The sequence below is a fragment of the Lentzea sp. NPDC055074 genome, from assembly GCF_053608005.1.
Genome location: NZ_JBSGUQ010000009.1, coordinates 1 through 19,237, shown reverse-complemented (window position 1 = coordinate 19,237; position 19,237 = coordinate 1). Strand labels below are relative to the sequence as shown.

Sequence of the window (19,237 nt, the reverse complement as noted above, 5' to 3'; positions counted from 1 at the left end):
GGTGGCTGTGACGGGCGAGACAGAGCGCAGGCAGGCCGCCGAGCAGCTGGCGCTCTCGCTGGTCGGCGCCGGGATGCAGCGTATGGGTGCGCGGACCCTGGCGGCGTTCCTGTTCTCCGAGAAGGAGACGCTGACCGCGGGGGACCTGGCCGAGGAGCTCGGCGTGAGCGCGGGATCGGTGTCCGGCGCGGTCAAGATGGTCGCGCAGATGGGCCTGATCGAGCGCATCCACGTCGCGGGCAGCCGGCGTGAGCACTTCCGGATGCGCGACAACGCCTGGACGACGCTCTACTCGCGGCAGCACTCCGTGGTCGACGAGGTGCTGCGCGCCGTGGAGAAGGGTGTCGACGCGGTCGGGCCCGGCCACGCGCACGACCGGCTGGAGTACATGCGCGACTTCTACACGTTCCTGCTCAACGAGGCGCCGATGCTGGTGGAGCGCTTCGAGCAGCAGCGTCGTGGAGAACCCCGTTCATGATCAGGTCCAGCATCCTGCGCGCCTGATCCGGGTCGCCGTTCTGGGCGACGCCGATCAGCAGTGCCATCAGGTCCATGGGCTCGGTCGTCGCGCCGAGCGGGGTGAGCAGGGACTGGACGGCCTCGGTCATCTTCGCGCGGCTGTGCTCGAACGGGTTGATGCCCAGCGCGATCACGGCCTGCAGCGCTTCCTTGAGGTCGCGTTTCGTCGCGGCGTAGGCGATGAAGCGGTCCATCCACTCGCGTAGTGCCGCTTCGGGCTCGTGGGTCTCCAGCAGCTCGGGCGCCGCGTCGCAGAGCTTCTCCAGCTCGGTGCGGTAGACCGCCTCGATCAGCGCCTCGCGGGTGGGGAAGTGGCGGTAGAGCGTGCCGATGCCGACGCCCGCCTTCTTGGCGATGGCGCCGAGCGTCACGTCCTTCTCGTGGGTGAACGCGTCGAGCGCCACCTCGATCAGCAGCCCTCGGTTCCGGACCGCGTCTGCGCGCACTGCACCACTCCTATGGGGGACGTCACTTGCTAAACGGAGGACCCTCCGCTTAGTGTGGAACTCGAAACGGAGGCACCTCCGTTTCAGTGTACGACACAGGTTGGGGAAATCTGATGAGTGAGCGCATCACCACCCCGTTCGGGTTCGAGAGCACGGCTCTCGAGGTCGTCGAGGGCGTCGACCTGTCCGGCCGTCGCGCCGTGGTCACCGGTGGGGCGTCGGGCATCGGCGTCGAGACCGTGCGGGCGCTGGCCGCCGCGGGAGCCGAGGTCACCATCGCGGCGCGTGATGTCGAGGCGGGCCGCAAGGTGGCCGCCGACGTCACCGCCACCACGGGCAACGCCGCGGTCTCCGTTGCTCCGCTGGAGCTGACGTCGCAGGAGTCGGTGAAGGCCTTCGCCGCGTCGTGGGACGGGCCGCTGCACCTGCTGGTCAACAACGCGGGCGTCATGGCGCCCCCGCTGACGCGCACGCCGGAGGGCTGGGAGCTCCAGTTCGCCACGAACCACTTCGGCCACTTCACGCTGACGCTGGGCCTGTACGGCGCGCTGCGCGCCGAGGGCGCCCGCGTCGTGAACGTCAGCTCCGCGGGCCACCTCTCGAGCCCCGTGGTGTTCGACGACATCCACTACGAGCGCCGCGAGTACGACCGCTGGCAGGCGTACGGCCAGTCCAAGACGGCGAACGTCCTCTTCGGCGTCGAGGCCGGTGCCCGCTGGGCGTCCGAGGGCATCACGATGAACGCGCTGATGCCGGGCGGCATCCTCACGGCGCTGCAGCGTTACATCACGCCGGAGGAGCTGGAACAGCGCAGGCGGCTGCGCGGCGGCTCGAACCCGTTGCGGCTCAAGACGCCGGAGCAGGGTGCGGCCACCACGCTGGTGCTCGCCGTGTCCCCGCTGGTGGAGGGCCGCTCGGGCCTCTACTTCGAAGACTGCGACGAGGCCCTCCCGCACGCCGAGGGCATGAGCAACGGCCTGGCGGCCTACGCCGCCGATCCAGAAGCCGCAGCGCAGCTGTGGAAGGTCTCCGAGGAAACGTTGAAGGTGCAGGCATGATCACCACAGGATTCGGCTTCGACACGACGGCCCTGGAGGTCGTCGAAGGCGTGGACCTCACCGGCCGCCGCGCCGTCGTCACGGGCGGCGCCTCGGGCATCGGCGTGGAGACGGTCCGCGCCCTCGCCACCGCGGGCGCCGAGGTGACGATCGCGGCCCGGGACCTCGACGCGGCCCAGCGGGTGGCGAGTTCGCTGACGAGGTCCACCGGCAACAGGACCATCTCGGTGGCCCGCCTCGACCTGGCCTCGCCGGCGTCGGTCAAGGCCTTCGCCCGCACCTGGGACGGCCCGCTGCACCTCCTGGTCAACAACGCGGGCGTGATGGCGCCCCCGCTGACCCGCACGCCGGAGGGCTGGGAGCTCCAGTTCGCCACGAACCACTTCGGCCACTTCTCGTTGACGCTGGGCCTCTTCAACTCCCTGCGAGCCGAAGGCGCCCGAGTGGTGAACGTCAGCTCCTCGGCCCACCTGATGAGCGACGTCGTCTTCGACGACATCCACTACGCCCACCGCGAGTACGACCGCTGGCAGGCCTACGGCCAGTCGAAGACGGCGAACGTCCTCTTCGGCGTCGAGGCCGGCGTCCGCTGGGCGTCCGAGGGCATCACGATGAACGCCCTGATGCCGGGCAGTATCGCCACCAACCTCCAACGCCACCTGACGACGGAGGAGCTGCAGGAGCGCATCCGCCAAAGCGGCGCCGCGGCCACCCGCCGTGTGAAGACGCCCGAACAGGGCGCCGCCACCACCCTGGTGGTCGCCACCTCTCCGCTGCTGGACGGGATCTCGGGGCGGTACTTCGAGGACTGCGCCGAGGCCGCACCGGTGGCCGGTGAGTCGCACCTTCGCGGCGTGGCCGCCTATGCCCAGGACCCGGAGGCGGCGGCTCAGCTGTGGAAGGTGTCCGAGGAGACCTTGTGGTCTCTCAAGGCGGCCTGACACCCGCTCCAGAGGCTGTGGTCCGGTTGAGCGCGATGATTTCTGTTCCAGCGGGGTTGGTCGCGTTCGGTTGGGTCGGTCGCCTTGCGAGGGTGGTCCCGCAGGTCTCGACGAATCAAGGGCTGCGATTGGGGCTTGACCTCGAGCCTCTGGCGGGATGCTGGACGGCCGGAAAAGGCCGGGCTGAAAAGCGCCCGGCCGTGCCCGCGAGGGTGGCATCCCGCCCCTCGAGGTAAAGCCCCAATCGCCGTTCGAGGGGTCTACCGGTTCACGTGCAGGCAGCAGGTTCGGACGGCTCGCTCCGCATCGCCACGCCAGGCCTCGTACGTGGCCACCAAGCGTTGCTGGCTATCCGGTTGGCACCGCGCGGGTGGAGTTGAGGCGGCTGGTTCCTGTTCCAGCGGAGCGGTCGCGTCACACGCTGACAGTCGTGTTCCAGCGGCCGCCCCGCATGCCCGCCGCAGGCTGGCTCCGCTCGGCCCGACACGGCTCCGCTCGGCCTGGCCCGGCTCGGCTTCGCCCGGCTCGGCTTCGCCGCGCCTGTCCTGGCGCGCCTGTCCCGCCGCACTCGCTCCGTCGCACCCAGGCTCGCTCCATGCGGGCTCGCTCCGCGCAGGCTCGCCCCATCCAGGCCCGCCCCACCCAGGCCCGCCTGGTCGCGCCTGTCCCGTGTCGCCAGCCCCGGCCTGCCTCGCCCACCGTCCCGCTAGAGGTCTGGACCATTTCGTGCTTCAATGACAGTGGGTCGCCGCCTGTATGCGAAAGGTGAGCGAATGTCTGCCCGCTCGTTCCCGAGGGCACTGACAGCCCTGCTGCTGCTCATGAGCACCCTGCTCGTCCCGTCCACCGCCCAGGCCGCCGACACGTGCGCGCTCAAGCCCCGTCCCGCCGGCAAGGTCCTGCACGGGTACTGGGAGAACTGGGACGGCGCGTCCAACGGGGTGCACCCGCCGTTCGGCTGGACCCCGATCACCGATGCCCGCATCAAGCAGCACGGCTACAACGTCATCAACGCGGCGTTCCCCGTCATCCGGTCCGACGGCACCGTGCTGTGGGAGGACGGCATGGATGCCGGGGTCAAGGTCGCCACGCCCGCCGAGATGTGTGCGGCGAAGGCGGACGGCGCCACGATTCTGCTGTCGATCGGGGGTGCCGCGGCGGGCATCGACCTGAGTTCGGCCGCGGTGGCGAACCGGTTCGTGGCCACGGTGGTGCCGATTCTCAAGAAGTACAACTTCGACGGGATCGACATCGACATCGAGACCGGGCTGGTGGGTAGCGGCAACATCAACCAGTTGTCGGCGTCGCAGGCGAACCTCATCCGCATCATCGACGGGGTGCTGGCGGCCATGCCGGCCGGGTTCGGGCTCACCATGGCGCCGGAGACCGCGTACGTGACCGGTGGCAGTGTCGTGTACGGGTCGATCTGGGGTGCTTATCTGCCGATCATCAAGAAGTACGCGGACAACGGGCGTCTGTGGTGGCTGAACATGCAGTACTACAACGGGTCCATGTACGGGTGTGCCGGTGACAGCTACTCGGCCGGGACGGTGCAGGGGTTCGTGGCGCAGACGCAGTGCCTGAACAAGGGGCTGGTCGTGCAGGGCACCACGATCAAGGTGCCCTACGACAAGCAGGTTCCCGGGTTGCCCGCGCAGCCGGGGGCCGGTGGAGGGTACATGAACCCCACGCTGGTGGGGCAGGCCTGGAACAGCTTCGGCGGCCAGCTCAAGGGGCTCATGACCTGGTCCATCAACTGGGACGGCTCGAAGGGCTGGACCTTCGGCGACAAGGTGAAGTCGTTGCAGGGGCGCTAGAGGACGATGGTGTTCTGGCCGGCGGCGATGCGCCAGCGGCCGTCCTCTTTGGACAGGATGTAGAGCGGTGAGCCCTCGTTCTGGTCGGTGATCACCGTGCCGTCCGGGCGGACCGGGCGCTGGCGGATCTTGACGGCGGCCACGTCCGGGCGGATGAACAGGACGTGCGCCACCTCGTACGTGGCGGTCGCCTCCTTCGTCGCGCCGGGCAGGACCTGGCGGGTGAAGGAGGCGATCTCGTCCCGGCCGGTGAGGCGCTTGCCGTGGGCCGTGGTCCAGATGGCGTCGGAGCGGAAGAGGCCGATGAACTCCTCGGCGAGCTCGTTCTGCTGCGAGTGCTGGACGGTGGCGACGAGGTTCTCGATGTCGGAAAGATCGCTCATGGCGAAGATCGTCGTACCTCCATCTTGGTGGAGGTCAAGGCCCGGCCGCGCGCAGCGTTGTGGAGGCGGTGCGCGCGGCCGTTTCCCTGCGGGTCACTCGCGGGGTGCGACCCGGGACTCGTAGGACTTCGGCTGGTACCAGGGGTTGTAGAAGCAGCCGGTGCCGTACTTCCTGTCGTGGCCGGGGCAGGCGTAGGAGATCAGGAACGGGTTCGACCGGACGCCGAACTTCTCCCAGGCCGCCAGGGACTGCATGGCCGCGGCGTACTCCGAGTCGCTGAACGCGCTGTGCGTGGCCTCGGTCGTGAAGGTCTGCACCAGGTTGTACCAGCGGCCGGCCTTCGTCACGACGGTGCGGTAGGCCGACTCGTGCTCGACGAACGCGGTCGGGTCGCCGATCGCGTGGACCGACAGGACCGGGATCTCGATCTTGCCGGTGAGGTCGCTGTCGTAGGCCAGCTCGGCGCGGGCGGCCGGGTCGGCGGCGAAGCGTTCGACGCCGGCGTTCAGGGCCTTGTCATCGTGCGAGCCCTTGTAGACCACACCCTTGTTGCTCCACGGGTTCCGGTCGCCCAGGCGGTTGTGCACGATGTCGCGGAACGTGAACGTCGCGAAGTTCAGGTGCGAGTTCAGGGTCTCCTCGGGAATCTTCGTGACGGTGAGGATGTCCGTGAGCTTCTGCTGCTGCTCGGGTGTGCGACTTCCCGCCACGCCGAGGCATTCCTCGATCCGGCTCCGCAGGCCGGCGGTCGTCATCGTCGAGCCGGGACGCAGCCCCTGCCACAGCGGGTACTGCACCTCGGACGGGCGCGGGTGGTTGCCGCAGTAGTACTGGTAGACCACGCGCAGGTCGACGCGGTAGTCGTAGCCGCGCGAACCTCCTGCCATCACGCCACTCGTCAAGAGCGCGGCGTCATAACCCTTGTACAGCTCGATGGTCTTCGCCGCGACGTTGCCGCCCCACGACTGGCCGTGGAGGTAGACCTTCGAGGGCTTGAGCATGCCGACGACCATCCTGCGCAGGTTGTCGGTGTCCTCGGCTGCCATCCGCGTGCCGTAGCCGCCGCGCCGGTACGAGGTGCCCGCCCACGCGTAGCCCTCCTTGACCATGACGGACCAGCGGTTCAGGTCGTCCCGCGTGCGCTCCGGCGTGGGCTCTCCGAGGTCGGGACCACCGTGCGAGTGCACGACGAGCGTCTTGTTCCACTTCTTCGGCACGGCGATCGTGTAGTACGCGCCGTTGGGGTCCCGGCCCTCGTAGCAGGTGGTGCCGGCGGGGACGTTCTCCGGGCACGGCGCTGTCGGAGGCAGGTGCACCGGCGACGTGAGACTCGCGGTGAGTGCGAATGCCAGCAGGACGTTCATGGCGGGAATCGTCAGCCCGGCTCGATTAGTGGTCCAGTTCACTCGCACAAACTTGGGATTTACCTGACGTTACGAGCGCGTCACGCGGCGGAACCGGGCGCTGTTGAGCACGTGCCTCGCCCACGCGTGGTCGGCCGGGTCGTCGTGCACGCACGTCACGACGAGCATCTCGCCGAACCGCGCCACGTGCCCGTGGAACTCGTGCTGGCCCGACGCGGCGGTGAGCCACAGGGCGTGCCGCAGCTCGACGCCGTCCCGCACGAGGAACTTCTGCTCCGGCGGCACCTCCGGGGCACCCTCCAGCGCCAGTTCGAGGAACCGCTCCGCCGGGGTGCCCTGGGCGCGGCGGACGTCGACGAACACCGCGCGGCCTGGCCCGGCGAACCGCAGACCCTCCTCCAGCACGTGCGGGGTGAGGCCCGCGGTGCGCTCGATGCTCCACCGGCCGGGCAGCTTCTGCTGGATCGGGACCGGCAGCTCGACCAGGTACCCGCTGAGCACCTCGTCGCGGTCCCAGGTGGTGCCGAGCAGCGGGTGCTTCACGTACTCGGGCAGGCCGTCGGGCTCGCGGACCTCGGCGGCGACCTCCGCGCCGCGCAGGCCGTCCCACGGCTTGATGTCGTGGGAGAACGTGCCGGTGAACGACAGCGAGGCGTAGCCGGGTTCGTCCCACACGTCGGCGGCGTGCCGGGCGGCCTCGGGGGAGACCCGCATCCAGGCGCCGAACCACAGCTCCAGGTCACCGGTCAGGTCGACGGGCAGCACGCACCGGACGTACGCGGCGTCCTCGGTCAGCAGCACGTTGCCACCGGCCGCGAAGGACGGGTTCCGCACGCCGGGAGGCGGGCCGAGGTCCAGGTCGATCGCGCCCGCGTCGTCGATCTCGGCGCCGCAGCACTCGCAGGCCGTCACCCGACGTACCGGATGCTGTTGAGCACGTGCTGCGCCCACGCCCTGTCCACGGGATAGCGGTACACGCAGCGCACGGAGATCATCGTGCCGGGGCGGACGACGTGCGCGTGGAACACCTGTTCCTCGTGGCCGTCGATCACCTCGCTGAGCCAGAACGCGTGACGCAGCTCCGGGCCCTCGTGCGAGACGGAGTGTTCGGCGCTCGCGGGGTAGCCGTCGAGGACGGCGCCCAGGAAGTCGCTCACGCTGCCGCCGGTGAGGTCGGCGTAGACGTCCAGCGCGACCCGGCGGTCCGGGCTCGTGAACCGGACGGTGCGGCCGTCGACGGCGCAGCGCATGCCCTCGGTGCGCTCGATGCTCCAGACCTCGCCGAGGGTCTCGCGCACGGGGATGGGCAACGGGTGCCGGATGCGGCACAGCACCTCGTCGCGGTCCCACTCCCGTTCGAGCAACGGGTGCGAGGTGAAGTAGGGCAGCTCGTCGGTGTTGAGCACGGCGGCCTCGACAGCCACTCCGAGTACGTCCCAGGGCTTGATCGCGTTCGCGAACGTGCCCGCGATCCGCAGGTTCGCGTACTCGCTGTCGTTGTCCCACACGGCGTGGGCGTACATCGCGTCCACCTTGCTGATCTGCGTCCACGCGCCGAACACGATCTCGGTTCCGCCGGTCAGCCGAACCGGGAGCAGGCAACGGATGTAGGAGTCACCGCCCGGTCCGACGAGCAACCCGCCCGTGGGCGCGCCGAGTTGCTCGCCGGGCACCCCGAGCAGTTGCTCCGGACGGTTCAACCTGTAGTCGATGCGGTCCGTAGAGGTGATCTCGGCTCCGCAGCATCCGCATTGGACGGTCATGCGCAGATGCTAGAGCTCCTCGTCCGTCAGCAGTCGAGAGCGCACCAGAAAACGTATTCCCAGCGGTGCCTCCAGCGAGAAACCGCTCCCACGGCCGGGTACCACGTCGATCGTGAGGTGGGTGTGGCTCCAGTACTCGAACTGGGCCGCGGACATCCACACGGGAATGACGAACTCGTCGACCTCGAGATCACCGAGGTGCACGTCGGACGCGCCGGTGCGGAACTCCCCGGCGAGGTAGCACATCGGGGCCGAGCCGTCGCAGCAGCCGCCGGACTGGTGGAACATCAGGTCGCCGTGGTCGGCCCTGAGGCCGCGGAGCACGTCCGCGGCCTCAGGGGTCAGTGCGACGCGGGGCATCAGAAGAAGCCCTGGGCGTTCTGGGAGTAGCTGACGAGCAGGTTCTTGGTCTGCTGGTAGTGGTCGAGCATCATGCGGTGGTTCTCGCGGCCGATGCCGGACTGCTTGTAGCCGCCGAACGCCGCGTGCGCCGGGTAGGCGTGGTAGTTGTTCACCCACACGCGGCCCGCCTGGATGTCGCGGCCGGCGCGGTAGGCGACGGAACCGTCGCGCGACCACACGCCCGCGCCGAGGCCGTACAGGGTGTCGTTGGCGGTCTTCATGGCGTCGTCGTAGTCGGAGAACCGGGCGACGGAGACGACCGGCCCGAAGATCTCCTCCTGGAAGATCCGCATCTTGTTGTCGCCCTCGAAGATCGTCGGCGTCACGTAGTAGCCGCCGGACAGCTCGCCGCCGAGGTCCGCGCGCTCGCCGCCGGTCAGGATCCTCGCGCCCTCCTGCTTGCCGATGTCGATGTACGACAGGATCTTCTCGAGCTGGTCGTTGGACGCCTGCGCGCCGATCATGGTCTCGGTGTCGAGCGGGTGGCCCTGCTTGATCGCGCGGGTCCGCTCCACGGCGTCGCCGAGGAAGCCGTCGTAGATGTCGCTCTGGATCAACGCGCGCGACGGGCAGGTGCAGACCTCGCCCTGGTTCAGCGCGAACATCGTGAAGCCCTCGAGTGCCTTGTCGTAGAAGGCGTCCCGCTGCGAGGCCACGTCGTTGAAGAACACGTTCGGCGACTTGCCGCCGAGCTCCAGCGTGACGGGGATGATGTTCTCGCTGGCGTACTGCATGATCAACCGGCCGGTGGTCGTCTCGCCGGTGAACGCCACCTTCGCGACGCGCCGCGAGGACGCGAGCGGCTTGCCCGCCTCGACGCCGAACCCGTTGACGATGTTCAGCACGCCTGGCGGGAGCAGGTCCGAGATCAGCTCGTTCAGGACGTGGATCGACGCCGGCGTCTGCTCGGCGGGCTTGAGCACGACCGCGTTGCCCGCGGCCAGGGCGGGCGCGAGCTTCCAGACCGCCATCAGGATCGGGAAGTTCCACGGGATGATCTGCGCGACGACGCCGAGCGGCTCGTGCAGGTGGTAGGCGACGAGGTCCTCGTCGATCTGCGAGATGCCGCCCTCCTGGGCGCGGATCGCGCCCGCGAAGTACCGGAAGTGGTCGACCGCGAGCGGCAGGTCGGCGGCCAGGGTCTCGCGGACCGCCTTGCCGTTGTCCCACGTCTCCGCGACCGCGAGCATCTCGAGGTTCGCCTCGATGCGGTCGGCGATCTTGTTCAGGATGTTGGCGCGCTCCGCGACCGACGTCTTGCCCCACGCGAGGGCGGCGCCGTGGGCCGCGTCCAGCGCGCGTTCGACGTCCTCGGCGGTGCCGCGGGCGATCTCGGTGAAGTCCTCCCCGGTCACCGGGGTGGGGTTGGCGAAGTACTGGCCCTTGGCGGGCGGCACGTACTCGCCTCCGATGAAGTGGTCGTACCGGTCGCGAAAAGTGACCACGCTGTCCGGTTGTCCTGGAGCCGCGTACCTCGCCATGGACCCTGCCTCCCGCGTCGTTGCGAACAGGCGGCGAACGTAGAACCGGCGACGTTTCACGGACGTTGCATCCGATCGGAGCAACCGCGGGCTTGCCGCTGCGGTATTCCGACCTGCATCCTGGACCAATGGACCCAGTCGAGCTGGGTGCCGCGCGTCCGGTGATCTTCGAGTCGTGGCGGCGCTCCCTTGCCGCGCACATCGACCCGGACCGGCACGAGGCCCCGGTGGTCTACGCGCGCGACGAGGTCGCTGACCTGCGCGGCGCGCACCCCCTGGCCGCCGCGGTCCCGCTGCTCACGGACACGTTGTCGATGGACGACACGATCATGATCGTCACCGACACCCGCGGCCACATCCTCTGGTGCGAGGGCGACAACCAGACCCGGCACCGGGCGGAGCGCGTCCACCTCACCGAAGGGTCGCGCTGGAGCGAGGACGTCATCGGCACGAACGCGATGGGTACCGCGCTGGCGACCGGCCGGCCCGTCACCGTCCATTCGCGCGAACACCTCGTGCGCACCTACCACGGCTGGACGTGCGCGGCGAGCCCGATCCACGACCCCCACACGGGAGTGTTGCTGGGGGTCGTCGACGTCAGCGGACCGCTCAAGACCATGCACCCGGCCGTCGCGCAGCTCGTGTCCGCGGCCGCCCGGCTCGCCACGCACCACCTGCGCCAGTTCGCGCCGCGCCGGCACGTGCTGTCGCTGAACTTCCTCGGCGGGCCGCACGCAGACCTCGACGGACGGCCGCTGACGCTGACGCTGCGCAACGCGGAGGTCCTGACGGCGCTCGCCCTGCACCCCAAGGGACTGACGGCGGAACAGCTCGCGTTGTTGCTCTATGGTGAACGTGGGAACCCGACCACGGTCCGCGCGGAGCTGCACAGGCTGCGTGCGCAGCTCGGTGGTGTCCTGTTGACGAGGCCGTACCGGCTCGATGCCGTGGTGCGCGGCGACTTCCTGGACGTGCGGACGGCTCTGCGGTCCGGCGACGCGGTCGGGGCGACCCGGCACTACAGCGGTGACCTGCTACCCCGTTCGGACGCGCCCGTGGTCCGCGACGAGAGGGTCGACCTCGCCGCCGCGGTGCGCAAAGGCGTGCTGGAGCGGGGAGATCTCGACGCGCTGCTGTCGTTCGCGGACAGCGGGGAGGACGCCGAGGTGCTCGAACGCCTGCACCTGCTGCTCCCGGTCACGGACCCTCGTCACGCTCTTGTCTCCTCGCGCCTGCGAAGGGCGCTGGAATAGGCTTTCCCGCAAGGGGAGGGCGAAAAGTGAAGCAGTGCATCAACTGCATGACCCGGTTGCCGCGCAAGGACGTCACCGAGGTCGCGTGGTGTGCCTTGTGCGCGCCGTGCCTGCAGGTCGTCGCGGACCAGATGAAACTGGTGCACGACAGGCCCGCGGGCGCGCCCGTGCAGATCCAGCAGTGCGGCTGGTGCGGTGCCGCGCGCTCGTGCGGCACCGGCTTTCGCACGAGGTGCCTGGTGTGCCTGGACGACAGGTCCGTGCCGGACCCGGCCGTGCAGCGGATCGCGCACCGGCTGGAGCTCGACGGCACCTGGCGGGAGAACTCGGAGTTCCTCGCCGCGACGACCGTGAAGGTGCGGCTGGCCAAGTACTTCCGGCCCGGCTGGACCGTGCTCGCGACCGACGTGCACGGGCTGCCGTGGACCGGGTACCGCTGGCTCACCAAGTCGCACGGCACCTGGGGCCGCGACGACGAGACGGGAGAGGTGCACGAGCTCAAGCGCGTGCGCGGTGAGGAGAACCTGCTCTACCTCGTGCGGTACGGGAAGGTGCTCAAGTTCGGGCGCGGCACCGAGGACAGGGTCGGCGCGCACGTCACGCAGGGCGCGGTGCCGGTCCTCGTGCTCTCCGCGCCGAGCCCGCAGGTCGTCGTGGCCCGCGACCGGCTCAAGCGCCTGCACCGCGGCGAGATGGTGTCGCAGCGGACGCCCGTCGACCTGTTCGCGGTGCTGCCGGACGGCCTCGACGTCACGGACCGGTTCTCGCGGAGTTGATCGGGCCGCCACCGGGTAGTCCAGCGACGTGAACGACGTGTTCGTCCGGGACGGAGGAGAGCTGGTGCTGTCGCTCGGCGACGTCGAGGTGGCCGACACGACCGGCGGCGGTGACGCGCTCGTGGCCGGTCCGGCGTTCGCCCTCATGGCCCAATGGTGGCGGCCAGGCTCGCCATGGACGCCTCCAGGGCCACCGTGACGCATCCCGGAGGACGAACGAACCTCACTGCACGCTGATCAGTCGCGTTATCGTTTCATCAGTGATGTGTCCGGCGAGGGGAGGGGATCGCGTGCGAGTGCTCGCCGTAGTGCTGTTGTTGCTGCTCTCCGCCACGCCCGTGCACGCCGCGACAGGCACGTACCTGCGCCTCGGGCACTTCTCGAAGGATCAGGCGCGCGTCGACGCGGTGCTCGACGGGACCAAGCTCGGCACCCTCGACTACGCCCAGCTCTGGGACTACCGCCGCGTCGAGCCGGGCGAGCACGTCGTCGAGTTCCGCATGGCCGAGCCGGGGAGCCCGCTGCTGCGATCGGTGACGGTGCGGGCCGGGGCCGGGCAGGCCTACACGGTCCTCGACGTCGCGTCCTCGATGAAGGTGCTGGAGGACGACGTCAGCCAGCCGGCGAACGGCCAGGCGCGGCTGCGGGTGATCAACGCGGGCGACGCCGAGATGGACCTGCAGCGCGGCGCCGAGGTCGTGCACCGCGGCGTGCAGGCGAACTCGACGACCGGGTACGTCCTGGTGGCGCCCGGATCGGACGCGCTGAAGGTGCTGCCGCGCGAGAAGGACTCGACGACGCTGGAGGCGACGCTCGAACCCGGCGCCGTCTACTCGTTGCTGGTCAACGCGCGGCGCATCGAGCTGCGGACCGACGCCAAGGGCTCCGAGGTCGTGCCGAGCGGCGGTCAGGAGACCGGGTTCGGCGGCATGGCGGGAGGCTGGGACTGGCTCACCGCGCTGGTGATCGCGCTCGTCGTCGGCGTCGCGATGTACTCGGTGCGCGGCCGGTTGTTCCGGTTCGGCTGATGGCCAAGGGCAAGCTCCTGATGGGAGCGGCGGTGCTGGTCACGCTGATCTACGTCGTGAAGGGCCCGGGGTCGGACGAGGTGCCGGGACCGGTCACGGTGCAGATCCCGTCGATCGGCGTCGACACCGCGCTCGAGGCGTTGGAGGTCGACTCCGCCGGGACGCTGGAGCCGCCGACGCGCTCGGACAAGGCCGGGTGGTTCGCCAAGGGCGTCGCGCCGGGGGACGCCGGTCCGGCCGTGATCGCGGGGCACGTCGACTCGAAGACCGGGCCCGGCGTGTTCTACCGCCTGCCCGAGCTGCGGCCCGGCGCCGAGGTGCTCGTGGAGCGCGACGACGGCAGCAGGCTCACGTTCGTCGTGAACAGCACCCAGACGATGGAGAAGTCCGCGTTCCCGACGGCCCTGGTCTACGGGCCGACGCCGCTGTCCGAGCTGCGGCTCGTGACGTGCGGCGGAGACTTCGACCGGGTCGCGGGCAGCTACCGGAACAACGTCATCGTGGAAGCGGTGCTGAAAGCCTGACGGTCTCGTCTGCCCACCTCGTGAGCAGCGTGGCGTCGTGCGAGATCGCGAGCACGCCCGCGCCGGAGGTCTCCTGGTAGGCCCGGATCACGCCGACCAGCGCCGCCGTCGTGGAGGCGTCCAGCATCGTCGTCATCTCGTCGCAGATCAGGTAGCGCGGGTTCAGCGCCAGCGCGCGGGCGAGGCAGGCGCGTTGCAGCTGGCCGTCGCTGACCTCGTGCGGCCGCCGGCCCAGCAGGTCGTCGGTGAGCATCACCTTCTCGGCGAGCTCGTCGACGCGGTCGGCGCCCGGTTCGGCGATCGCCTGGCGGAGGGTGAACCGCGGGTCCACCGACAACCTGGGCTGCTGGAACAGCACGCCGATCTTCGTGCGCTGACGGGCCCGGAACCGGAACCCGGTGACCGTCTCGCCGTCGATCTCCACGGTGCCCGCGAACGGCTTGTGCAGCAACGCGAGCACGCGGGCCAAAGTGGACTTCCCGGACCCGCTGGGCCCGGCGAGGCCGACGGTCCGTCCGGGGTGGACGGTGAGGCTGACGTCGGTGATCACCGGGGCGGAGTAGCCGGCGGTGACGCCCCGCGCGGTCAGCACGGGCGGTGGCACGCGACGGCGTGCGGGTCGTCGGTCAGCACGGGGCGGTCCTCGCAGATCTCGGTGGCCTGCTCGCAGCGCGGGGCGAACGCGCAGCCCGCGGGCAGGTCGGTGAGCAGGGGAGGCTGGCCGGGGATCGGGAGGAAGTCCCGTTCCGGCAGCGCGTTGGCGAGGCCCCGGCTGTACGGGTGCCGCGCGCGGTCGAGCACCTCGTGCGCCGGGCCGACCTCGACGATCCGGCCCGCGTACATCACCGCGATCCGGTCGGCGACCTTGTGCGCCGCCGCGAGGTCGTGCGTGATCAGCAGGACCGCGTGGCCGTCGTCGACCAGCCTGCGGAACTCGTCCAGCAGCCCGTCCACGAGGTCGCGGTCGAGGCCGGTGGTCGGTTCGTCGGCGATCAGCAACGACGGGTCGCCGACGAGCGCCAGGGCGTTCGCGACGCGCTGGGCCATGCCGCCGGACAGCTCGTGCGGGTAGCGGTCGAGGTGCTCGGGCAGCAGCCCGGCCCGTTCGGCGGCCTTCGCCGCGTCGCCGCCGAGGACGCGCGCGGCCTCCTCCAGCTGGGAACGGGCGGTGCGCACGGGCGTGAGGTGGCTCGCCGGGCTCTGCGGGATGAGGCCGATCCTGCGGCCGCGGATGGTGGTCGCCAGCTCGTGGTCGCTCGCGGCGAGCAGGTCCACGTCGCCGAGCCGGGCGCTGCCGCTCGTCTCCGCGTTGCCCGGCAGGAACCCGAGCAACGCCGACGCCAGCACGGTCTTGCCGCAGCCGCTCTCGCCGACCAGCGCCACGCACTCGCCGGGCCGCAGCGTCAGGGACACGTCGTTCACGGCCTCGACCGTCGCGCCCTTGAGCGCGAACCGCACCGAGACCCGGTCGATCTCCAGGTTCACCACGTCAGCTCCGTGCGCCGCTTGGGGTTGAGCCGGTCCCGCCACACACCGCTGATGCCGGACACCGCCAGCGTCGTGATGATCAGCAGCAGGCCGGGTGCCAGCGACATCCACCAGCCGCCGACCAGCAACGAGCGCTGGGCGTCGTTGATCATGTTGCCGATGCTGGCGGCGTGCGGCGGCAGTCCGAGGCCCAGGAACGACAACGCCGTCTCGTGCCACACCGCGTGGGGCACCATCAGGGTGGTCGCGAGCAGGACCTGCGGGGCGACGTTCGGCAGCAGGTGCCGCGTCATCACCTGCAGTCGCGACGCTCCGCCGACGATGGCCGCGTCGATGAACGGCCTGGTCCGCAGCGACAGCACCTCCGAGCGCACGATCCGGGCGGCGGTGAGCCAGTGCGTCAGGGCGATCGAGATGATCACGGCGCTCAGGCTGGGCCGCAGGATCGCGACGATCACGATGCCCAGCAACAGGTGCGGGACCGACGCGATCGCGTCGACCACGCGCATCACGATCCGGTCGAACCAGCCGCCGATCGACCCGGCCAGCGCGCCCACCGCGGTGCCGGCGATCGCCGAGATCACGGCGGCGACCACGCCGACGGTCAGCGACACCCTGAGCGCGTAGACGCAGCGCAGCAGCACGTCGCGGCCCAGTTCGTCGGTGCCGAACAGGTGCGCGGCGGACGGCGGCTGGTTGGCGATCGCGAGGTCGACGTACTGCTCGTTGAGCTCCACGACCAGCGGCACGACCAGCACGGTGACCGCGACCAGGCCCAGGACGACCGCGGACGGCAGCAGCCGCCACTTCGGCGAGCGCGGCGGCGACGCGGCGGTGAGGCGGCTGCGCGGGGCAGGACGCCAGAGCAGGTCAGCCATCGAGCGCCACCCTCGGGTCGGCGAGCGCGTACAGGACGTCGGCCAGCAGGTTGCCGAGCAACACCACTGCCGTCGCCATCACGGTCAGCGCGCCGAGCAACGCGAAGTCGACGTTCAGCGCCGCCTCCACCGTCGCCCGCGCGATGCCCGGCCACGAGAACACCGTCTCCACCAGCAACGCCCCCGTGATCAGCTCGGGCAACCGGGCGCCGAGCAGGGTCAGGAACGGCAGCAGCGAGGTGCGCAGCGCGTGCCCCGACACCACCAGGTGGTCCGGCAGCCCGCGGGCCCGCGCGCCGATCACGTGGTCCTGCGTGAACGACTCCAGCAGGTTCTGCCGCACGAACAGCACGAACCACGGCGCCTGCGAGATCGCCAGCACCGCCACCGGCAGCACCATGTGGACCGCGACCCCGCCCACCGACACGGGTTCGGAGCCCGTGGTCACACCGCCGCCGGGAAGCCATTGCAGCTGCAGCGCGAACACGTAGAGCACCGCGAGGCCGAGCCAGAACACCGGCGCGGCCTCCAGCGCGTAGCAGCTGCCGGTGATCGAGCGGTCGAGCCACGATCCCTGCCGCCACGCCGCGAGCGTGCCGAGCAGCAGCCCGAGCACCAGCGCCAGCGTGAAACCGACCGACACCAGCAGCACCGTCCACCCGAGACGGTCGCCGATCACGGCCGACACGGGTTGCTGCAACGACAGCGAGTCGCCGAGGTCGCCCGCCACCGCGTGCCGCAGCCACGCCCAGTACTGCGAGACGACGGGTTCGTCGACGCCCCAGTTCGCGCGGAGCTGCGCCACGCGTTCCGGTGAGGCGCCGATGATCCGGACGCCGAAGTAGCGCTCGACCGGGTCGAACGGGCTCGCCTTCGCGAGCACGAACAGGGCGAAGCTCACGACGAGCAGCACCGGGACCGCGAAGGCCAGGCGCCGCAGGGCGAACAGGCCGATCGACCGGGCCGTGCCGCGGGCGCGGGTCCGCGTCACGACTTCGGGGTCCAGCGTTCGAGGTTCCACCACACCGCGTGCACGAGGCCGTGGTCGTGCGGCTCGACCTGGGTCTCCTGGCCGTTCCACTTGTCGCGCACGACGTAGGTGTGGTCGAGGAACACCAGGAACGCCCAGCCCGGGTCGGCCACGTACGCCGTCTGGAACTCGTCGTAGGCCTTCTTGCGCGCGGCCGGGTCGAGGCTGCGGCGGGCGGTGTCGAGCGCGGTGTCCACGGTGGAGTTCCTGTAGAGCGTCATGTTGACGTACCCGTCTTGGCCCGCGTACTTGCTGTGCAGCAACGTGTACGCGGCCGTGTCCGGGTCATATGGATCGCCGCCGCCCCACATCGAGGCCGCTTCCTCGCGGCGCTGCAGCATGACCTCGAACGTCGTCGCCTCGACGGGCGCGTCGATGCCGAGCTTCGCGATGTCCGAGGCGGTGGCGAGGGCGAGCTCCTTGCGCAGCACGTCGGGCGCGGGGTAGAGCACCGGCAGCTTCGCGGGCTGACCGTCCTTGGCGCGCTTGCCGTCCGCGCCCCTGCGCCAGCCTGCCTCGTCGAGGAGCTTCTCCGCCTCGGCGACGTCGTAGCCGAACGAGGCGCTGTCGTCGTACCAGTCCTCGAGGTGCGGCGAGATGGGCGTCGACGCGGGCTTGCCGGACCCGGCCAGCACGGCGTCGATCATGGCCTGGCGGTTGATGCCGAGGTTGATCGCGCGCCGCACCTGTGGAGTCGACGTGAGCGGCAGCTCGGACGGGATGCCGAGACCGCGGTAGTCGGCCGACGGGTTCTGCACGATCTTGTAGCCGGACTTGTCGCGGTAGGTCCGGGCGAGCTTGGGCGGCAGCACCGTGCCGTCGAACTCGCCGGCGGCCATGCGGGTCGCGCGGGCGTTGTCGTCGGGCACGAAGACCACGGTCACGGACTTCACCGCGGGCGCGCCGCCCCAGTACTTCTCGTTGGCCTTCAACACCATCCGGTCGCCCTTGCGCCACGACTCGACCGTGTACGGGCCCGTGCCGACCGGGGCGGTGTTGAACGCCGCGCTGTTGATGTCCGAGCCCTCGAGCTTCGCGGCGGGCACGATCCCGAGCGCGAGCTGCTGTGCGAAAGGCGCGTAGGCGTAGGAGAGCGTGAACTCCACCGTGGCCGGGTCCTTCGCCACGACGCCGGTCAGCGCGTCGAACCGGGAGGCGATCGTGGAGTTCACCTTCTTGTCCAGCACGGACCTGTAGGTGAAGACGACGTCGTCGGCGGTCAGGGGAGTGCCGTCGGAGAACGTGACGTCCTTGCGCAGCTTGGCGGTCCACGTCAGTCCGTCCGCCGACGCGGTCGGCAGCTCCGAGGCCAGCGCCGGCTTCAGGGCCAGCGAGGCGTCGCGCGCCACCAGTCCGTCGAAAATCTTCGCGGCGCCGTCGGGCGCGTAGCCGAGCACGGGGTTGAGGTTCTCCGGCTCACTGCCCGCGCCGATGACGATGGACGTCGCCGACGCCGTCGTCGCGCCGTCGGGTGAGGAGCACGAGGCCACCAGTGCCGCAGCCACCAGCGCGGAAACCGTCCGGCGCATCCATTTCCTCCCAGGAGGTCCGTGTTGCCGGGTGCAGCTAACAGCAAAGAACTTGCAATAGGCAATACCTTGCACGACTGCACGCAGGTCACGGACGTGCCAGCATCAGCGGCATGACCAACGGAGTGCACTCCCACGAGCACAGCCACGGTGAAACGACTCATACGCATCCCCACGGGGATCACGCGCACGACCACGTCGAGCACGAGCACACCCATACGCACGACGGCGAGACGCACTCACACGCGCACGTGCATGACGCAGGTCACGTGGAAGAGCACCAGCACGCGCACTAGGCGCTGTCCTGCAAGTCTCGTTGGGCGACAGTAGCGGCCGAGGGACCCGGAGGCGGCACCGCCGCAACGCCCGAATACGCCCGGTATGAGGTCATCGCGGCGGCACCGCCTCCGGGTCTCTCGCCCGCGCCTGTCACCGAACGAACTTGCAGGACAGCGCCTAGCTGTGATGTCCAGGGACGTTGTTCCGGACGTGATGGCTTGCGGTGAAGACAGGTGAAGGCCTCCGGGTGTGAAGTGGAACTGCTGAGGAACCGCTT

The 19,237-nt window shown here is 70.1% G+C and carries 21 protein-coding genes; 9 read left to right on the top strand and 12 right to left on the bottom strand.

The genetic code is table 11. The annotated features are described in order from the left end of the window. Positions 1 to 7: 7 nt before the first annotated feature. Positions 8 to 478 carry a GbsR/MarR family transcriptional regulator gene (locus ACWF7A_RS21400; RefSeq protein WP_452252218.1) on the top strand — a complete coding sequence of 157 codons (471 nt, stop codon included), beginning with the start codon at positions 8 to 10 and terminating at the stop codon, positions 476 to 478. Here ACWF7A_RS21400 and ACWF7A_RS21395 read toward each other — a convergent pair. Continuing rightward, complete coding sequence (locus tag ACWF7A_RS21395) at positions 414 to 965, bottom strand: TetR/AcrR family transcriptional regulator (protein WP_452252217.1); 552 nt, start codon at positions 963 to 965, stop codon at positions 414 to 416. The two genes, ACWF7A_RS21400 and ACWF7A_RS21395, sit on opposite strands and share 65 nt — an antisense overlap. Positions 966 to 1,078: 113 nt before the next feature. Between ACWF7A_RS21395 and ACWF7A_RS21390 the strand changes: the two genes are divergently transcribed. The 3 genes from ACWF7A_RS21390 to ACWF7A_RS21380 all read left to right on the top strand — a co-directional run bounded on the left by ACWF7A_RS21390 (position 1,079) and on the right by ACWF7A_RS21380 (position 4,781). Further along, the gene (locus ACWF7A_RS21390; RefSeq protein WP_452252216.1) at positions 1,079 to 2,023 is read left to right on the top strand and encodes an SDR family NAD(P)-dependent oxidoreductase; all 945 of its coding nucleotides are present in this window, start codon (positions 1,079 to 1,081) and stop codon (positions 2,021 to 2,023) included. Further along, a complete protein-coding gene (locus ACWF7A_RS21385) occupies positions 2,020 to 2,964 on the top strand; it encodes an SDR family NAD(P)-dependent oxidoreductase (RefSeq protein WP_452252215.1) in 945 nt (314 codons plus the stop codon). The genes ACWF7A_RS21390 and ACWF7A_RS21385 overlap by 4 nt, the downstream gene beginning before the upstream one ends. A 773-nt stretch (positions 2,965 to 3,737) precedes the next feature. Continuing rightward, positions 3,738 to 4,781, top strand: coding sequence for a chitinase (locus ACWF7A_RS21380; protein ID WP_452252214.1), 1,044 nt, complete (start codon positions 3,738 to 3,740; stop codon positions 4,779 to 4,781). Here ACWF7A_RS21380 and ACWF7A_RS21375 read toward each other — a convergent pair. From ACWF7A_RS21375 to adh, 6 genes are all read right to left on the bottom strand, one after another. Continuing rightward, positions 4,778 to 5,164, bottom strand: a complete 387-nt coding sequence (locus ACWF7A_RS21375; RefSeq protein WP_452252213.1) for an SgcJ/EcaC family oxidoreductase — start codon at positions 5,162 to 5,164, stop codon at positions 4,778 to 4,780. The two genes, ACWF7A_RS21380 and ACWF7A_RS21375, sit on opposite strands and share 4 nt — an antisense overlap. A gap of 93 nt (positions 5,165 to 5,257) precedes the next feature. Next, positions 5,258 to 6,529 (bottom strand): hypothetical protein, encoded by a 1,272-nt coding sequence (locus tag ACWF7A_RS21370; protein WP_452252212.1) that lies wholly within the window; start codon positions 6,527 to 6,529, stop codon positions 5,258 to 5,260. 69 nt (positions 6,530 to 6,598) lie between these two features. Beyond that, complete coding sequence (locus ACWF7A_RS21365; protein WP_452252211.1) at positions 6,599 to 7,441, bottom strand: hypothetical protein; 843 nt, start codon at positions 7,439 to 7,441, stop codon at positions 6,599 to 6,601. After that, on the bottom strand, positions 7,438 to 8,292 hold the full coding sequence (locus tag ACWF7A_RS21360) for a hypothetical protein (protein ID WP_452252210.1): 855 nt from the start codon (positions 8,290 to 8,292) through the stop codon (positions 7,438 to 7,440). The genes ACWF7A_RS21365 and ACWF7A_RS21360 overlap by 4 nt, the downstream gene beginning before the upstream one ends. A 9-nt stretch (positions 8,293 to 8,301) precedes the next feature. Beyond that, complete coding sequence (locus tag ACWF7A_RS21355; RefSeq protein ID WP_452252209.1) at positions 8,302 to 8,652, bottom strand: DUF779 domain-containing protein; 351 nt, start codon at positions 8,650 to 8,652, stop codon at positions 8,302 to 8,304. Continuing rightward, positions 8,652 to 10,175: an aldehyde dehydrogenase gene (adh, locus tag ACWF7A_RS21350; protein ID WP_452252208.1), complete on the bottom strand. Its 1,524-nt coding sequence runs from the start codon at positions 10,173 to 10,175 to the stop codon at positions 8,652 to 8,654. Before adh ends, ACWF7A_RS21355 begins: the two co-directional genes overlap by 1 nt. A 128-nt stretch (positions 10,176 to 10,303) precedes the next feature. Here adh and ACWF7A_RS21345 point away from each other — a divergent pair, with 128 nt between their 5' ends. From ACWF7A_RS21345 to ACWF7A_RS21325, 5 genes are all read left to right on the top strand, one after another. Continuing rightward, positions 10,304 to 11,428, top strand: a complete 1,125-nt coding sequence (locus tag ACWF7A_RS21345) for a GAF domain-containing protein (RefSeq protein ID WP_452252207.1) — start codon at positions 10,304 to 10,306, stop codon at positions 11,426 to 11,428. Between the two features lie 26 nt (positions 11,429 to 11,454). Then, positions 11,455 to 12,204 (top strand): hypothetical protein, encoded by a 750-nt coding sequence (locus ACWF7A_RS21340; RefSeq protein ID WP_452252206.1) that lies wholly within the window; start codon positions 11,455 to 11,457, stop codon positions 12,202 to 12,204. Positions 12,205 to 12,232: 28 nt separating this feature from the next. Beyond that, positions 12,233 to 12,403, top strand: a complete 171-nt coding sequence (locus tag ACWF7A_RS21335) for a hypothetical protein (protein ID WP_452252205.1) — start codon at positions 12,233 to 12,235, stop codon at positions 12,401 to 12,403. 91 nt (positions 12,404 to 12,494) lie between these two features. Continuing rightward, positions 12,495 to 13,232: a DUF4397 domain-containing protein gene (locus tag ACWF7A_RS21330; RefSeq protein ID WP_452252204.1), complete on the top strand. Its 738-nt coding sequence runs from the start codon at positions 12,495 to 12,497 to the stop codon at positions 13,230 to 13,232. Next, positions 13,232 to 13,756, top strand: coding sequence for a class F sortase (locus ACWF7A_RS21325; protein ID WP_452252203.1), 525 nt, complete (start codon positions 13,232 to 13,234; stop codon positions 13,754 to 13,756). Before ACWF7A_RS21330 ends, ACWF7A_RS21325 begins: the two co-directional genes overlap by 1 nt. Here ACWF7A_RS21325 and ACWF7A_RS21320 read toward each other — a convergent pair. From ACWF7A_RS21320 to ACWF7A_RS21300, 5 genes are read right to left on the bottom strand one after another with little or no spacing between them, the layout of a single operon-like run. Further along, a complete protein-coding gene (locus tag ACWF7A_RS21320) occupies positions 13,728 to 14,348 on the bottom strand; it encodes an ABC transporter ATP-binding protein (protein ID WP_452252202.1) in 621 nt (206 codons plus the stop codon). The genes ACWF7A_RS21325 and ACWF7A_RS21320 overlap by 29 nt on opposite strands. Next, positions 14,342 to 15,244 carry an ABC transporter ATP-binding protein gene (locus tag ACWF7A_RS21315; protein WP_452252201.1) on the bottom strand — a complete coding sequence of 301 codons (903 nt, stop codon included), beginning with the start codon at positions 15,242 to 15,244 and terminating at the stop codon, positions 14,342 to 14,344. Before ACWF7A_RS21315 ends, ACWF7A_RS21320 begins: the two co-directional genes overlap by 7 nt. After that, positions 15,238 to 16,122, bottom strand: a complete 885-nt coding sequence (locus tag ACWF7A_RS21310; RefSeq protein WP_452252200.1) for an ABC transporter permease — start codon at positions 16,120 to 16,122, stop codon at positions 15,238 to 15,240. Before ACWF7A_RS21310 ends, ACWF7A_RS21315 begins: the two co-directional genes overlap by 7 nt. Further along, positions 16,115 to 17,113, bottom strand: a complete 999-nt coding sequence (locus ACWF7A_RS21305; RefSeq protein WP_452252199.1) for an ABC transporter permease — start codon at positions 17,111 to 17,113, stop codon at positions 16,115 to 16,117. Before ACWF7A_RS21305 ends, ACWF7A_RS21310 begins: the two co-directional genes overlap by 8 nt. After that, on the bottom strand, positions 17,110 to 18,681 hold the full coding sequence (locus tag ACWF7A_RS21300; RefSeq protein WP_452252198.1) for an ABC transporter substrate-binding protein: 1,572 nt from the start codon (positions 18,679 to 18,681) through the stop codon (positions 17,110 to 17,112). Before ACWF7A_RS21300 ends, ACWF7A_RS21305 begins: the two co-directional genes overlap by 4 nt. Between the last annotated feature and the right edge of the window lie 556 nt (positions 18,682 to 19,237).

Bases quoted from the DNA above. Each gene is read 5' to 3' on its own strand.
- ACWF7A_RS21310 (WP_452252200.1), bottom strand. From the start codon at position 16,122: ATGGCTGACCTGCTCTGGCGTCCTGCCCCGCGCAGCCGCCTCACCGCC.
- ACWF7A_RS21375 (WP_452252213.1), bottom strand. From the start codon at position 5,164: ATGAGCGATCTTTCCGACATCGAGAACCTCGTCGCCACCGTCCAGCAC.
- ACWF7A_RS21355 (WP_452252209.1), bottom strand. From the start codon at position 8,652: ATGCCCCGCGTCGCACTGACCCCTGAGGCCGCGGACGTGCTCCGCGGC.
- ACWF7A_RS21390 (WP_452252216.1), top strand. From the start codon at position 1,079: ATGAGTGAGCGCATCACCACCCCGTTCGGGTTCGAGAGCACGGCTCTC.
- ACWF7A_RS21360 (WP_452252210.1), bottom strand. From the start codon at position 8,292: ATGACCGTCCAATGCGGATGCTGCGGAGCCGAGATCACCTCTACGGAC.
- ACWF7A_RS21370 (WP_452252212.1), bottom strand. From the start codon at position 6,529: ATGAACGTCCTGCTGGCATTCGCACTCACCGCGAGTCTCACGTCGCCG.
- ACWF7A_RS21385 (WP_452252215.1), top strand. From the start codon at position 2,020: ATGATCACCACAGGATTCGGCTTCGACACGACGGCCCTGGAGGTCGTC.
- ACWF7A_RS21300 (WP_452252198.1), bottom strand. From the start codon at position 18,681: ATGCGCCGGACGGTTTCCGCGCTGGTGGCTGCGGCACTGGTGGCCTCG.
- ACWF7A_RS21380 (WP_452252214.1), top strand. From the start codon at position 3,738: ATGTCTGCCCGCTCGTTCCCGAGGGCACTGACAGCCCTGCTGCTGCTC.
- ACWF7A_RS21345 (WP_452252207.1), top strand. From the start codon at position 10,304: ATGGACCCAGTCGAGCTGGGTGCCGCGCGTCCGGTGATCTTCGAGTCG.
- ACWF7A_RS21325 (WP_452252203.1), top strand. From the start codon at position 13,232: ATGGCCAAGGGCAAGCTCCTGATGGGAGCGGCGGTGCTGGTCACGCTG.
- adh (WP_452252208.1), bottom strand. From the start codon at position 10,175: ATGGCGAGGTACGCGGCTCCAGGACAACCGGACAGCGTGGTCACTTTT.